This is a genomic window from Candidatus Acidiferrales bacterium (genome assembly GCA_036514995.1).
GTDB lineage: Bacteria > Acidobacteriota > Terriglobia > Acidiferrales > DATBWB01 > DATBWB01.
In genome coordinates this window covers 1-13,883 of the sequence record DATBWB010000075.1, presented here as the reverse complement: position 1 = coordinate 13,883, position 13,883 = coordinate 1, and the positions used below count along the sequence as shown (strand labels likewise).

The window sequence follows — 13,883 nt, the reverse complement described above, 5'->3', positions numbered from 1 at the left end:
CGTACCTAAGTCAAAGAAGAGAAAGGACGAACCACTCTTTTTTCGATTTCCGGAGACCAGCGCTCTATCCACTGAGCTACAGGCGCGCATTGGGCGTCCCGAATGGTTCTGCGGGATGCGCTGGTAGACTCCGCTTTAGTACGAGTTCGCTACTGGGGTCAACTCGGCGCACCCAGCCTCATCGCAACCAGCCGGGCAGCATGTTTTGCTGCCTGGCCTCGTCCTCTATGGCCGCGATCGCTCGCCCGACAGATTCCTTTTGCTGCTCGAGCTGGTTGAGATAGTCGTAGGTGCTCAGAAAAGAGTTGCCCCTGCCGAGGACGATGCCGGTGCGGCCCGTCTCGATTTGATCGCGGAAGTTGGCCATTTCGGCCTCCAGCGCCGCCAGCTCCGCGCGCAGCGGTGCCAGTTGGCCTTGCCAAGAGTCCCGCGTTTGCCTCCTCGCGGCTCCCTCCCCGGCGATCTCGTCGGCAGCTTCCCATCGCAGGTTCTCCACGAGGTCGGCCATCGGCGCCAGGGAGTTCTCGAGAACGGCGATCACCGAGCGCTCTTGCTCGATTTGCCGGCCAAGCTGATCGAGGCCGCCACGATCGCCCGTTCGCTCGCGTGCAGCAAAGTTGGGGTCCGAATAGAACTGGGTCACGTGAAGGATGAAGTCGCGGTCAAGCACGTCGAGTTGGCGCTCTCGGAACCGCAAGGTTTCGAGTCCCCGCTCAAGAGCCTCCTCAGCGCGGTGACGGATACGGGTCAAGGCGACTTGAGGCGGCTCCAGCTCAGCCGCTTCGGCCGGGGCAGAGGTTTGAGCAGCCGCAGCGGGGAGGGTGAATTCCTCCGCCGAACCCATGCCGGAAGCTACATCATCATTGGTATATACCCGGCGGGTCTCGGTTCGTGCCGGGGTCATCCCGCCAACGGACGCTCGAAGGTCAGTGGTTTCGTTCGGCTTTTTGCCGGCTTCAACCGAGGCGGCAAAGAAAAACAGCGCACCGAAGAAAAACGTTCGGAGCCAGAAGGGAAGGGTCTTCATGGCAGCTCCTCCCAGTTCAGTAGCGAGTATCGGCCCTCAGTCCGATTGGCGCGTCGGGCTGAAAACCCGACAATCCCTGAGGGTGTCCGGTCGCTCAGGACCGGGCGCTTTGCCGTTCGCGCTTGAAGAGAAGATTCGCGGTCAACAAAGCTGCTGTTCCCGGCAAGGATATGCTATTTTAACACGTTAACTCGCTGGTGGGCGCGCCTGCGGGGCATTTCATGTCCAAAGTCATGACGATGCCGGAAGCCATCCGCCGGTTTGTAAACGACGGTGATGTGGTCGTGATGGAAGGCTTTACCCACTTGATTCCGTTCGCCGCCGGGCACGAAATCATTCGCCAGAAGCGGCGCGAGCTGACGCTGGTGCGGCTGACGCCGGATTTGATTTACGACCAGATGATTGCCGCCGGATGCGCGCAGAAGGTCATTTTTAGCTGGGCCGGAAATCCGGGCGTTGGCCCGCTCCATGCGTTTCGCCGCGCGGTCGAGCAAAGCATCCCTCGCCCGCTCGCCTTCGAGGAATATTCTCACTTTGGCATGGTATTGCGGCTGCAAGCGGGCGCGTCGCGGTTGCCCTTCCTGCCCACTCGAAACTACGTTGGTTCCGATCTGCCGGGAGTGAACCCCAACATCCGGCCGATCGATTGTCCTTACACGGGTGAAAAGCTGTTCGCGGTGCCGGCGCTCCATCCCGACCTTGCCATCGTCCATGCCCAGCGAGCCGATGACGAAGGCAACACCCAAATCTGGGGACTGCCGGGCGTACAGAAAGAGGCAGCGTTTGCGGCCAGACGAGTCATGGTTGTGGTGGAGGAGATTGTCCCGCGAGAGGTGGTCCACCGCGATCCCAACCGCACGTTGATCCCCGGCTTCATCGTCTCGGCGGTGGTGGAAGAGCCTTTGGGCGCGCATCCGAGCTACGTTCAGGGCTACTACGACCGCGACAATGCTTTCTATTTCGAATACGACGAAATCTCGCGCGACCAAGCGCGGCTCGAAGCATACCTGGACGAATGGGTCTATGGCGTGGCCAACCGCCGGGAATATCGCGCCAAATTGGGTGAGCGGGCGGAAGCGCTCAAGGCTCATCGGGCGCTCTGCGAGCCGGTGAACTATGGCTTTTAGCGCCGCTTCAAGAAGATGACTCCGGCAAGCACTTACGAACTGATGGTAACCGCGGCGGCGCGAGAGTTGCGCGATGGCGAAGTGGTTTTTGTCGGCATCGGCATTCCCAACGTTGCCGTCAACCTTGCCAAGCGCACGCGCTGCCCGCATCTTGTTCTGATTTACGAATCGGGCGCGGTCGGCGCCGAGCCCCAACGCTTGCCGGTTTCGATCGGCGATCCGGCGCTGGTGACCGGCGCTACCGCTGTCTGTTCGATGAGTGAAGTGTTCCAGTATTACCTCCAGCGCGGATGGATTGACGTTGGCTACCTTGGCGGGGCGCAGGTGGATCGCTTCGGCAACATCAACACCACCGTGGTCGGCTCCTATCACCGGCCGAAGGTGCGCTTGCCCGGTTCCGGCGGCGCGTGTGAAATCGGCGTTCTGGCAAAGCGAATCGTCATCGTAATGCAGCACAAGCTGCGGGCGTTTCCCGAGCGGGTGGACTTTGTGACCACTCCGGGCTATCTCGGCGGCGGGCGCGAGCGGGAAGAGCTCGGAATCGCCGGCGGCCCGCAACTGGTGGTAACTGATCTCGGAATCCTTCGCTTTGACGCCCAGTCGCGGGAAATGGTGCTGGTTGCCTTGCATCCCGGCGTCACGCTGGAGAAGGTCCGGGAGAATACCGGCTGGCTGCTCAAGGTGGCCGCGCCGCTCGAAACCACACCTCTTCCCTCGGAGGAGGAGTTGCGGATGATCCGCGAGGCTTTGACTCCCGGGAAGAACCTCAGCCCGGCCGATTCGAGCAAGCCACGCCTGGAGACGTTGGCGGGCAAGCCCGCCACTGGGGCTCTGGCGGACAAGCAGGGTAGTTAGTGCGAGAGTCGCTCCTTCATCGCCATCTCAAGCGAAAGTACCCGGTCGCGGCCCGCGGCGAGGGTGTGTGGTTGTATGACGACAGCGGGAAAAAATATCTGGACGCCGCCGGGGGCGCGGCAGTGGTTTCCGTCGGCCATGGCGTGCGCGAGGTCATTGCCGCCATGGGGAGACAGGCGCGCCAGGTGGCGTTCGTGCACAGCTCGCAATTCACCACCGCCGCCGCGCGAAAATTTTCGCGCTTGCTGCGTTCGCTCGCTCCCGGGCAGCTCCGAAAAAGCGGGCGGGTGTTCTTCACCTCCGGCGGCTCGGAAGCGACCGAGTCGGCCATCAAGCTGGTGCGGCAATACTGGCTGGAGCGAGGCGAGCCGAGCCGCTTCAAAATCCTCTCTCGATGGTCGAGCTACCACGGCGCCACTCTGGGCGCGCTGGGGCTTTCCGGGAATCAACGCCGGCGCGAGACCTTTCTGCCCCTGTTGGTAGAACAGGGCCACATTGCTCCTTGCTATTGCTACCGTTGTCCTTTCGGCCTTGAGTTTCCTGCCTGCGAGCTCAAATGCGCCCACGACCTGAACCAGATGATCGAGACCCAAGGGCCGGAAACGGTGGCGGCATTTATTTTCGAACCCATTGTCGGGGCCACGAATGGCGCGGTGCCGCCCGACGGTTACGTCAAGACCATCCGCGAGATTTGCGACCGCCACGGCATCTTGCTCATCGCCGATGAAGTGATGACCGGCCTGGGGCGTACCGGCAGAAATTTTGCGGTCGATCACTGGGGCGTTGTGCCGGACATCATCCTGATGGGGAAGGGACTCTCGAGCGGCTACGCCCCGCTGGGAGCGGTGCTGGCGAGCGAAGAAATCTGTCAGGTTCTGGAGCGCGGCAGCGGCCATTACAGCCATGGCTTCACCTACAGCGCCCATCCCGTTTCGGTGGCAGCCGGGCTGGCCGTGCAGAAATGGATTGCCAGGAACAACCTCGTCGAGCAATGCGCGCGCCAGGGTGATTACCTGGCCCGGCGGCTGGAAGAGCTGCGAAGCTTCCCGATGGTAGGAGACGTCCGCGGAAAAGGACTCCTCCAGACGGTCGAGTTTGTTCAAGAGCGAGCGACGCGCCAGCCGTTTCCTGCTGGAGCGCAGGTCATCGAGAGGCTCGACGAAAAACTTCGCGAGGCGGGCGTGAACGCCTACCCGATGAAAGGCTGCGCCGATGGAAGCGCCGGCGATCATTTCCTTCTTGCTCCGCCGTTCGTCATTTCTCAAGCGGAGATCGATTTCCTGGTGGATGCTCTTGCGGCTGTGATTGGGTCGGCTCAGGAAGCCTTTCCGGGAAGCGGCCCGCGCTGATCGCGGTCCGGCGCCAGTTTTTTCCAGAGAAGGTAAACGGGCACGCCGATCATGACGATGGCCGAACCGATGAGGGATTCCCAGGGCCGCTCGCGAAGCGTGTTGACGATGAACCAGAGCGCCGCCGCGACAAACAGCAGCGGCACGAGCGGGTAGGCGGGAACGCGGAAGGGCCGCTCGACGCGAGGCCACTTCTTGCGAAGAATGACCACCGCCAGGGTCGTCAGCAGATAGAAGATCCAACCGGCAAAAATGACGTAAGTAAAGAGCTGGTCGTAGCCGCCAACCAGGATCAACAGGCAGGACCACGCGCCTTGCACAAGAAGGGACACGTGGGGAGTACGGAAGCGCGGATGGACGCGGCCGACCGCTTCAAAAAAATGGCCTTCGCGTGACATCGCGTAGGTAACGCGCGCTCCGGCCAGGATCAGCCCATTCACGCAGCCAAACGTCGCCGCCAGCACCACCAGAGAAATAATTTTGCCGCCCGAAGCGCCGAGCAGGACGCTGGCTGTCTCCGCCGCCACTCGCTCAGAGCGCGCCACCGTTTCGATGGGCAGCACGTAGAGATAAACCAGGTTGACCAGCAAATAAAGCAGCGTCACTCCGGCGGTCCCGATGATCAGCCCGAGCGCCAAGTTTCTTTCCGGGTTCTTGATTTCGCCGGCGGCAAAGGAAGGATTGTTCCAGCCATCAAAGCACCAGAGCGCCGCAATCATCGCCACGCCCAGCGCAGCCAGCAAGCCGCTGGGATCTTTGCTGGTGGCAAAAAGAGGCGTGAAGTGAGCGAGCGAGCCTCCCTTAAAGACAAATCCGGCCACGATCAGTCCCGCGAGGCCGAGCACTTTCGCCGCGGTAAAAATATTCTGCACTCGGCTGCCGGACTCCACCCCGCGGTAGTTTATCCAGGTCAGCAGGACCACGCAGAGGACGGCTACCGCTTTTACCTGCCATGACGCGAGCGGCAGGAAATCGCCGAGGTAGATGGCAAAGCCGACCGCGACCGCCGCAATCGAGCCCGACTGGATGGCCAGGAGGTTCGCCCAGCCGAAAAGAAACGCGGTCAAAGGGCCGTAGGCTTCCTGAAGATAAACATACTGGCCGCCGGCGCGAGGGAGCAGCGCGCCCAGTTCGGCATAACTCAACGCGCCGCATAAACTGAGAACACCGCTGACCAGCCATACCACCAGGCTCAGCCCCGGAGATTCCACCGCCTGAGCAATGTTCCGCGCCACCAGGAAAATGCCCGAGCCGATGATGACCCCGGCGGTAATCGAGACGGTGTCCCATAGACCGAGAGTGCGCGGCAATTCGGCCGGGGGTGACGACCGGGATGTTTCCGGAGCGGGCATGAAAACAACCTGGCCCGCCATCAAGATAGGCGGACTGGCGAAGAGTTCTATCACAACCCCAACCATCCCCAAACAATTTCTTGGCCGATAGCGCGGGAAGAACGAAAAGAATCCTTGGATGGCAAGATTTGGTTTTGGCCTATAATGCACCGGGCGCAGGCACTCCAGTCATCCCGAGGCCTCGGGAGCATGGGGATCCACAGCTATCTCGTTGCGTGTTTAGTGTTCGCTTGTTGGGATGCGTCCCTCCTGGCACAGGCGAGCGACCGGCCGCCCCTGACGGGTTTTGCGGCAAGTCGCGTCGGATGGGAACTGGAGTATGAAGCCAGGTTGCAGAAACTGGTCTCACCGGCGCGCGAGCGCGAATTCCTTCGTTTTCTCACTTCTGTCCCTCACCCGGCCGGGAGCGAGGGCGACAAGAAAATTTCGCAGTATATCTTCGACCGTTTCCAGGAATTCGGCCTGAAGCCCGAAATGGTCGAGTACGAGGTGTTGCTCTCCTATCCGGTCGGCGCCGAGGTGGAAATCGTTGGACCAGAGCCGGTAAAGCTGGCCCGGCCGGAAGTCCCCTACCCGGATGATCCCGACACGGCCCTGGAGGACATTTTCACCCGCATCCCCTGGAATGCTTATTCGCCTTCGGCTGATCTCACCCTGCCGGTGGTGTACGCGAATTTTGGTCGCGCTGAGGACTATGACGAACTGGCGCGGCAGGGTGTCGAGGTCAAAGGCAAGATCGTGCTGGCGCGCTATTTCAAAGGCTACCGCGGCGGCAAGAGCCTGGAGGCGGAGAAACGCGGCGTGGCGGCCCTGCTGCTCTATTCCGATCCCATGGAAGACGGCTACTTCCAGGGCGATGCCTATCCGAAAGGCCCGTGGGGGCCGGCCGAACATTTCCAGCGCGGCGCAACCGTCTATGACTTCCTGATTCCGGGCGATCCGCTGACGCCGGGCTGGGCTTCCACGGCGGATGCCAGGCGCCTGCCCGAGTCGGAGGCGACCGTCCTTCCCAAGATTCCGATGATCCCGCTTTCCTCGCGCGACGCAGCCGAGATTTTGGCGCGGCTCGACGGACCAGCGGTGCCGAAGGGCTGGCAGGGAGCCCTGCCGCTCACCTATCACCTGGGCGGGAACTTGCTTATTCACTTTGCCACCGAGACGAAGCGGGTGCGGACGAAGATTTGGAACGTGATCGGGACCCTGGCGGGCAGCGAAGAGCCGGAAAAATTTGTCCTGCTATCCAACCATCACGACGCCTGGGTATATGGCGCGGTGGATCCGGCGAGCGGCACCGCCTCCATGCTCGAACTGGCGCGCGCTCTGGGCGAACTGGCCCGCGAGGGATGGCGGCCGCGACGCAGTATCGTCTTCGGAAGCTGGGATGCCGAGGAGTATACGTTGACCGGCTCAACCGAATGGGGCGAGCAGTTCGCTGACCGCATCCGGCAGAACGCCATTGCTTGCCTGAACGTGGATGCTTCCACGAGCGGCGACAAATTTTCCGCGAGCGCCTCTCCTCTCTTGAGAAAACTCATCTGGGAGGCCACTCAGGGGGTAGAGGATCCGGTCCATCGCGTCCCCGTCTATCAACGCTGGCAAGAAGCCGGGCGCAGGGAGAGCATTCGGAGCTACGCCGTTTCGGGCGGCGCGGGCTCGCCGCAGTCCCGCGAGGCGGGACGGCCCGAGATCCAAATTCTTGGCAGCGGCTCCGACTATACCGTCTTCTTCAACCATCTGGGCATCCCCTCGCTCGACATGATTTTTGACGGCCCCTACGGCGTATATCATTCTCTCTACGACAACTTTTATTGGATGAGTCATTTTGGCGATCCCACGTTTGACTATCACGCAGCGATGTCGCGACTCTGGGGCGTCATGGCGCTGCGGCTGGCCAACGCCGATATTCTGCCTTTTGACCTTTCGGCATACGCCGAAGATCTGCTCGCCTATGCCGGCAGCTTGAAGGAATATGCGAGCAAAGAATTTGCCGCGCGACACCTCGATGGCGTCGCCGCGGAAGCGAGGAAGCTCAAGCAAGCGGCTGCCGCTGCCGAAAAGCGGATCCGGAACATTCTTGCCCGCCCCTCCCGAAGCTTCGGGACCATCGGGGCCCGCCTCCCGGAGGGGCAGGCCGGGAATCCAGAACAGAGCCTTCTCCGAAAGATGCGGGAAGAGATGCGCCAGCTTGAACAGGACCTTTTGAGCCAGGACGGCCTTCCCGGCCGGCCGTGGTTCAAGCACTTGGTTTACGCGCCCTTGCCGAGCTATGAGGCGGAGACTTTACCCGGCGTGCGCGAAGCATTGCTCGAGAGGGACGAAGGGCGAGCTGCGGCTCAGGCGCAGCTCTTGCGGCGCGCCATCCGGAACATGACGGCTCGCATGCGGGCTCTCGGAAAGTGACCGCGAGATATTGACCGCGAAAGAATGACTGCGAAAAGGGGCCTTCGAATCCGGTACCGGCTCCTCCGTTCGCTCGAAGAATTGCGTCAGACCGCGCGCATCCAGCGGAAGACATGGGGCTCGGCGGAAATCGTGCCGCCGGAGATGATGGTGGCTTCGAGCCATGCCGGCGGATTTGTCCTGGGCGCACTCGAGGGGAAAAGAGTAGTGGGTTTCGCTTACGCGCTTGCCGGCTGGAAGGGCAAAGCTCGCCTCTTTTGGTCGCACATGCTTGCCGTCGAGCCCGGCTTGCGCAATGCCGGGATTGGGGAGCGACTCAAATGGCTCCAGCGCAAAGTCGCTCTGGCGCGGGGCGCCAAGCTGATCCGTTGGTCCTTCGACCCGCTCGAAGGCCGCAACGCCTGGCTGAACTTTCGCAAGCTCGGTTGCCTGGCAACGGAATACGTTCCCAATCTGTATGGGCCGATGGCGAGCAAGCTGGAAGGGGGTTTGGAGACCGATCGCCTGATTGCGAGCTGGTTTCTCGATTCGCCGCGCGTGTCCCGATTGTATCGGGACGTGCGCCGCCGGACACGCCGGGGCGGCGAGCCGTCCAGGGAACCGAAGTGGATTGCCTCGAAGGAGGTTCCCTTGGCCTCTTTGGTCCCCTTGGTTAATGAAACTCGCACCGTTCGAGGAGTCCTCCGGTGCGCGCATCTCCGCCTGGGGCTTCAGGCTCCGGCCATTCGGATCGAGATTCCTTCGGATATCCAGCCCATCAAACAGAATTACCGAAACGCGGCCAAAGAATGGCGAATGAGAATGCGGCACGCGCTCATGCACTATCTCCGCCGCGGCTACGTGGTTGCGGATTTCTGGAGAGGGGAAGCGAGAGGCGGACGCAAGAGCTTTTACTTGCTCGTGCGAGGAAGCTTGCCAGCGCTTCAGCGGAGTTGATTGTATTTTCTGAGAATTTCCTTCACCTTTTCGAGCGGCAGCCCCTCGGCCACGCGGCCATCGCGCCCGACCACAGTAGGGGCAGCGGTGAGCGCGTTCAAGACCGCTTCCTCAGTAGCCTCTTCGACCGCCTGAAAGAGAGGGTTCAGGCGAGTGTCGGCCAATTCGATGAGAGCGGAGGCTCGATCCTTAGGTTGGTGGGGAATGGTGTTGCCGGTGGAAAAGGCCAGGATCAGGTCACCGCTTGAGTGGCGCGAAAGAGCGCCGGTGCGAGCCAGGCCGAGCGGCGCGCGGCGAGCCAATCGCTTTAGTTGCCGAGCGGAAAGCGGCGCGTCCGTTGCCACGATGATGATGATCGAGCCATCGCCCGATCGTTGGGCTGGGCCGGGAAGCTCGCGACCGACCGGCGCTCCCTTGATCGTGAGGTGCTCGCGGCTCTCCATGTTGGCATTGACGAGCACGCCGACCGTGTAGCCTCCGTCGCCTGGCGGGATGACCCGTGAAGAGGTGCCGATACCGGCCTTAAAACCGAAGGCGATCATGCCGGTGCCGGCGCCGACGGCGCCCTCTTCCACCGGCCCGCTTCTGGCGTTTTCAAGCGCGCGAACGGTTGCAGCATCGCTGACGTGGCGGCCCTGAATGTCGTTGAGCTCGCTGTCGTCGCATTCGGCCACCACCGGATTGATGGTGACATCGGTGACGCCGATCTCCGGGTAGCGTTTCAGCATGTAGCTGATAAGCCCGTCATAGACGCGGCCGACGTTGAGCGTGTTCGTCAGAGCAATCGGCGTCTCCAGGTAGCCGGATTCTTCGATCCACTCGAGGCCTGTCATTTCGCCGTTGCCATTCAGGACAAAACTTCCCGCCGGAACCTTCTCCCGCCAAACATCAGCGCGCGGGAGGACGGCGGTGACGCCCGTGCGGACCGGCCCCTGCCCTGGAACCAATTTTCCTTGGCCCTGGTTGAGCGTGACGTGGCCCACTTTCACGCCGGCCACATCGGTGATGGCGTTCCACCGGCCGGTCGGCAGTGTCCCAATCGTGATGCCAAGCTCGCGCCCTCGGCCGCGACGTTCAGCGGCCTGCTCCTCGCCCGGCGCGGCCGGACTCGAAACCAGCATCAGCGAAAGCGCCGCCGATAAAGCGAATGCGATTTTCATCGAGTTCTCCACAGAGTTTGGCGAAGGGATGAGCTTCAAGAAATCCGGGCGGTCAGTATATCACTTCTATTCTTCTGCGCAGACAGCCCGCCGCGGCAGGCCCTTCCGGGCGGCGCAGCCTCCTTGCCTGAAGGCTCGAGGCTGGAGACTGGAATGCCTTCTAGGTTCTAGTTTCCAGCTTCTAGCTTCCAGCCTTGGGCGCGAGGTAGGTCTTTAATCCCTCCTCCAACGTCGAAAAACTTCCGCCAAAGGTGGCGAGCGCATCCCGGCTATCTACCGGGGCTTCTCCCACGATGAAGTCAATCGCCTGCGGGGACATGGGCGGGGTGGGAAGGAAGGTCAGCGGAGCGACAGCGGCTTTCATGAGCCAGGCCGGCTGGTGAATCAAGAAGCGCGCGCGGGCGGCCCGACCCATCACGCGCAGCATCGTCCGGAGGATATCGTCCATCGAAAGCATCTCGGGGCCGCCGAGCTCAAAGACCCGGTTCGTCGCCTGGGCGCGGGTCAACGCTTCCACCGCGATGCGGGCCACATCCGAGACCCAGATTGGTTGCACGCGGTTCTTGCCATTGCCGATGACCGGAACGAAAGGGAGCCAGCGGGCGAAGTTGACAAAGCGGTTCAGGCTGCGATCGCCGGGGCCGTAGATCCACGAAGGTCGCAGGATGACGTATTCCATGCCGCTCTCGCGAACCGCTTGCTCGGCCAGGTCTTTGGCTACAAACCAGGGCTCCGCCCGGCCCTGTTCCGCTCCGGCACCGCTCAGATAGACGAAGCGTTGAACGCGATTTTCCTTCGCGGCTTCGACGATCGCCCGGGTTCCCCTGGCGTCAATTTCCAAATAGGTAAATCCGCGGCGAGGAGCCTCGACAGGATGATTGGGAAACTGCACGCAGTGGATGACGGCATCGACTTGGGCGGTGGCGGCGCGAAGCGAATCTCTCGCCCGCACATCCGAGCGCACCATTGCGACTCCCGGCCCGAAAGGATTTCTTCCCCCGGGGTTGCGCGTGCCGCAACGCATCTGCCAATCGGGATGCTCGCGGAGGATGCGGCGCACAACCTCTGCGCCAATAAATCCTGTTCCTCCACTGACCAAAACCCTCATGCTCGCTGCCTCCCCGGTTCCCTCAGGTCACCAGTGGCAGTCTCCCACCGAAGGCGGGCGGTCGCAAGCCCCGAGGGATGGAATCGGGGCCGGTGGCAGCGCGGGCGCAGCGAGCATAAGGGCAGCAGCCGGAAGCTTCGAGAGCGGTTTTCAGGATGGGGAGACGCCCGCTCAGGACGGGCCCTGTAGCGTACGGTACAGGGCGGGAACTTTATTGTCGGGGGACCTCGGTGACTTCGAGGATCTGGTCGTACGGGATGATCTGCCGGATAACCGGGGCCGGATCGATGGGGAAGATCTCTTCCACCACCAGGCTGACGCCGGTGTCATCAATCACTTTTCCCAAAAGCTCGCTGACGATGTCACCGACGCGGTAGCGGACCGAAACCTGCTGGTTTTGGTAATGACGAAAGCGGTTGTGCTTCAAAGCTGCTTCCGTCTGAGTCAACGTCTGTTCGGTGCGGCTTCGTTGAAGGGATTGCATCTTGGCGGAAAGTTCGGCGCTCGTGATCACTCCCTTTTCGCGCAGAAGCTCCATCACCGCATCGAGCACCAGGGCCAGGGAGCGAGCCTCTCCTTCGCCGGGTTGGGAACGGCCGTAATCAGGGCCGTGGCTCGCCAGATGAGCAAGCAGCCGCTCCAGCTTGATCTGTTCACTGGACGAGGTGGACGTGAATTCCACGCCCATGCCGTCGCTTTCGATCCGCGAGCGGACGACCGCCGGCGTTTCAAACACTCCATCGGCCACCGAAAAGCGCAGGCGAAGTTCACTGTCGATGGGGGCGGGAGCAAAGGTCTTGATGTAGCAGCCGCCCAGACTGACGTTGTTGACGGTGCCGGTCAACCACTCGCCTGAAGGCACCAGCACGATCTCGACATCGCTTTGGAAGGGGAAGCGGGCGTGTCGCCGACGACCCAGCACGCCAGCACTTCCGTCCTGGACGATCTTCGAAAGCATCCCGGCTCCTTTGGGCATGCACGCACTACGGCTGGGTCAAACCATTCTCCGGAATGCTTACCTCGCCCGTCAATAGTACGAAAGTGCCGCTCGCCATAGTGCGAGCGGGGGGCGAGGGCCGAGTTCCTTTCCGGGAGAGGAACGGTGGGAGAAGAGAATCAGCGGCTCGAATCAAAACCGGCGCTGGCCAACCAGACACAGTCGCCGGCTCGCTCGAGCCGCCGCACTTCCTCGTTCGAAAGAGGGCAAGCGGCCTCAGCATATTTATCGGCGTGGCCATGTCAAGAATAAAGTAGGCGGGCGCAAGAAATTTTACCAAGGGGGCTGTCAAGCTGAGCGTTCCCGGGATTCACGCGTGCTGTTTCCATCTCGTGGACTCTCCTGAAAGGCCTGACAGGCCGCGCGCCTCAGCAAGAACCCTAGCGGATGTGTGGATACAGGCGGGCGAGGCGCCGGGCAGATAGGCCCAACTCGAACAGCGTCACCAGGAGAATGTTGAGCAGTTGCTGGCGGATTACGCCTCGCTTTTGGAAGCGCCGCGCCGACGTGACAACGGGCACCGGCAGGACGAGAAAGCGACCGTGGTGACGGAGGCGCCGCAGAAAATCCACGTCTTCCAGGAACGGGAGGCTGCGGAAGCCGCCCATCTGCTGAAAAATCTCCCGCCGCACGAAGAAGGCTTGATCGCCGAAGTGGAAGAAGCGTCCCGGAAACTGCGTGAACCAGGCGTAGAAGCGCAGCATCGGGTGCGGATCGTCGAAGACCAGCCGGAAACTTCCTCCCGCGACGCGTGTGTTCTGGAGGGCCATCCGAATGTGCTCGGCGAAATCGTCCGGGAGCCGGGAATCGGCGTGGAGAAAGAGCAGCACGTCGTTGCCCAAACACCGAGCGCCGCGGTTCATCTGGGACCCGCGGTTGGGCTCTGGGCACAGCTCGGTGTGGAAGAACCGCCGGGCAATGCCCGCCGAGCCGTCGGTTGAGCCGCCGTCGGCAACCACCACGGGAAGGGTCCGGGCGACCCGGCGCAGCCGCTCGAGCGCCTCTTCCAGAATCGCCGCTTCGTTGAACACCGGCACAACGATCCCGATCGATGGCAGCGCGGCCTGGTTGGAAAGCGCGGCGAAGTCCGGTGCGGCCCGGCCGAGGAGCCAGGCCTGATCCGGTGAGGTAGGATGCGTGCTCATGGCAAAGGAACAATCCGCGTTCCGGGTCGGTAAGCCGACCACGCGTACCAGTAGCCGCGTACATACGGGACGCGCTCCAATCGTTTCCCTTTCAAAGGGCCCTCGAGAGCGCGGCCGTCAAGCGGCGACCACCGCGAGCACCTACTGTTTCGGTTGCGCGCCCAGGCTGCGGACGTACCGAACGAGATGCCAAACCTGGTCGTCAGAGTGAATGTGTCCGAAGCCGGGCATGCCAGTGAGCCGAATGCCGTGCTTGATGATCCAGAAAAGTTCGGCGTCTGACCACTGCTGCACGGCCGGCGAACCAACATCCGGCGCGCGTGGATACATCCACTGGCCCACCTCGGTGGGCGTGCGCCCGTCCAAACCGTGACAGGAGGCACAGCGGCCTCCGAAGAGCATCCGGCCACTCGCCAAGCTGACGGCA

The 13,883-nt window shown here is 62.1% G+C and carries 12 protein-coding genes; 5 read left to right on the top strand and 7 right to left on the bottom strand.

The features are described from left to right. Positions 1-178 precede the first annotated feature (178 nt). The gene (locus VIH17_05625; GenBank protein HEY4682713.1) at positions 179-1,027 is read right to left on the bottom strand and encodes a hypothetical protein; all 849 of its coding nucleotides are present in this window, start codon (positions 1,025-1,027) and stop codon (positions 179-181) included. Between the two features lie 221 nt (positions 1,028-1,248). On the opposite strand from VIH17_05625, the gene VIH17_05620 reads away from it, so the two are divergent. Genes VIH17_05620 through VIH17_05610 form a run of 3 tightly spaced genes read left to right on the top strand, consistent with a single transcriptional unit; the run spans position 1,249 to position 4,358 of the window. Further along, a complete protein-coding gene (locus tag VIH17_05620) occupies positions 1,249-2,154 on the top strand; it encodes a CoA-transferase (GenBank protein ID HEY4682712.1) in 906 nt (301 codons plus the stop codon). A 15-nt stretch (positions 2,155-2,169) separates the two neighbouring features. Next, a complete protein-coding gene (locus VIH17_05615; GenBank protein HEY4682711.1) occupies positions 2,170-3,009 on the top strand; it encodes a CoA-transferase in 840 nt (279 codons plus the stop codon). Continuing rightward, positions 3,009-4,358 (top strand): aspartate aminotransferase family protein, encoded by a 1,350-nt coding sequence (locus VIH17_05610; GenBank protein HEY4682710.1) that lies wholly within the window; start codon positions 3,009-3,011, stop codon positions 4,356-4,358. Before VIH17_05615 ends, VIH17_05610 begins: the two co-directional genes overlap by 1 nt. On the opposite strand, the gene VIH17_05605 is transcribed toward VIH17_05610, so the two are convergent. After that, the gene (locus VIH17_05605; GenBank protein HEY4682709.1) at positions 4,325-5,764 is read right to left on the bottom strand and encodes an amino acid permease; all 1,440 of its coding nucleotides are present in this window, start codon (positions 5,762-5,764) and stop codon (positions 4,325-4,327) included. The two genes, VIH17_05610 and VIH17_05605, sit on opposite strands and share 34 nt — an antisense overlap. A gap of 135 nt (positions 5,765-5,899) precedes the next feature. Here VIH17_05605 and VIH17_05600 point away from each other — a divergent pair, with 135 nt between their 5' ends. After that, complete coding sequence (locus VIH17_05600) at positions 5,900-8,110, top strand: M28 family metallopeptidase (protein ID HEY4682708.1); 2,211 nt, start codon at positions 5,900-5,902, stop codon at positions 8,108-8,110. 24 nt (positions 8,111-8,134) lie between these two features. After that, positions 8,135-9,046: a GNAT family N-acetyltransferase gene (locus tag VIH17_05595; GenBank protein ID HEY4682707.1), complete on the top strand. Its 912-nt coding sequence runs from the start codon at positions 8,135-8,137 to the stop codon at positions 9,044-9,046. On the opposite strand, the gene VIH17_05590 is transcribed toward VIH17_05595, so the two are convergent. The 5 genes from VIH17_05590 to VIH17_05570 form a co-directional block, all read right to left on the bottom strand. Then, positions 9,034-10,206 (bottom strand): P1 family peptidase, encoded by a 1,173-nt coding sequence (locus VIH17_05590; GenBank protein ID HEY4682706.1) that lies wholly within the window; start codon positions 10,204-10,206, stop codon positions 9,034-9,036. The genes VIH17_05595 and VIH17_05590 overlap by 13 nt on opposite strands. A 181-nt stretch (positions 10,207-10,387) precedes the next feature. After that, positions 10,388-11,314: an NAD-dependent epimerase/dehydratase family protein gene (locus tag VIH17_05585; protein ID HEY4682705.1), complete on the bottom strand. Its 927-nt coding sequence runs from the start codon at positions 11,312-11,314 to the stop codon at positions 10,388-10,390. Positions 11,315-11,525: 211 nt separating this feature from the next. After that, a complete protein-coding gene (locus VIH17_05580) occupies positions 11,526-12,272 on the bottom strand; it encodes a PilZ domain-containing protein (GenBank protein ID HEY4682704.1) in 747 nt (248 codons plus the stop codon). A gap of 419 nt (positions 12,273-12,691) precedes the next feature. Then, a complete protein-coding gene (locus tag VIH17_05575; GenBank protein ID HEY4682703.1) occupies positions 12,692-13,456 on the bottom strand; it encodes a TIGR04283 family arsenosugar biosynthesis glycosyltransferase in 765 nt (254 codons plus the stop codon). A 141-nt stretch (positions 13,457-13,597) separates the two neighbouring features. After that, positions 13,598-13,883, bottom strand: a 286-nt coding sequence (locus VIH17_05570) for a cytochrome c (GenBank protein ID HEY4682702.1), incomplete at its 5' end; no start/stop codon positions are given.

Excerpts from the sequence above, each read along its gene's own strand:
- VIH17_05625 (HEY4682713.1), bottom strand. The coding sequence starts at position 1,027 with ATGAAGACCCTTCCCTTCTGGCTCCGAACGTTTTTCTTCGGTGCGCTG.
- VIH17_05620 (HEY4682712.1), top strand. The coding sequence starts at position 1,249 with ATGTCCAAAGTCATGACGATGCCGGAAGCCATCCGCCGGTTTGTAAAC.
- VIH17_05615 (HEY4682711.1), top strand. The coding sequence starts at position 2,170 with ATGACTCCGGCAAGCACTTACGAACTGATGGTAACCGCGGCGGCGCGA.
- VIH17_05600 (HEY4682708.1), top strand. The coding sequence starts at position 5,900 with ATGGGGATCCACAGCTATCTCGTTGCGTGTTTAGTGTTCGCTTGTTGG.
- VIH17_05595 (HEY4682707.1), top strand. The coding sequence starts at position 8,135 with ATGACTGCGAAAAGGGGCCTTCGAATCCGGTACCGGCTCCTCCGTTCG.
- VIH17_05590 (HEY4682706.1), bottom strand. The coding sequence starts at position 10,206 with ATGAAAATCGCATTCGCTTTATCGGCGGCGCTTTCGCTGATGCTGGTT.
- VIH17_05585 (HEY4682705.1), bottom strand. The coding sequence starts at position 11,314 with ATGAGGGTTTTGGTCAGTGGAGGAACAGGATTTATTGGCGCAGAGGTT.
- VIH17_05580 (HEY4682704.1), bottom strand. The coding sequence starts at position 12,272 with ATGCTTTCGAAGATCGTCCAGGACGGAAGTGCTGGCGTGCTGGGTCGT.
- VIH17_05575 (HEY4682703.1), bottom strand. The coding sequence starts at position 13,456 with ATGAGCACGCATCCTACCTCACCGGATCAGGCCTGGCTCCTCGGCCGG.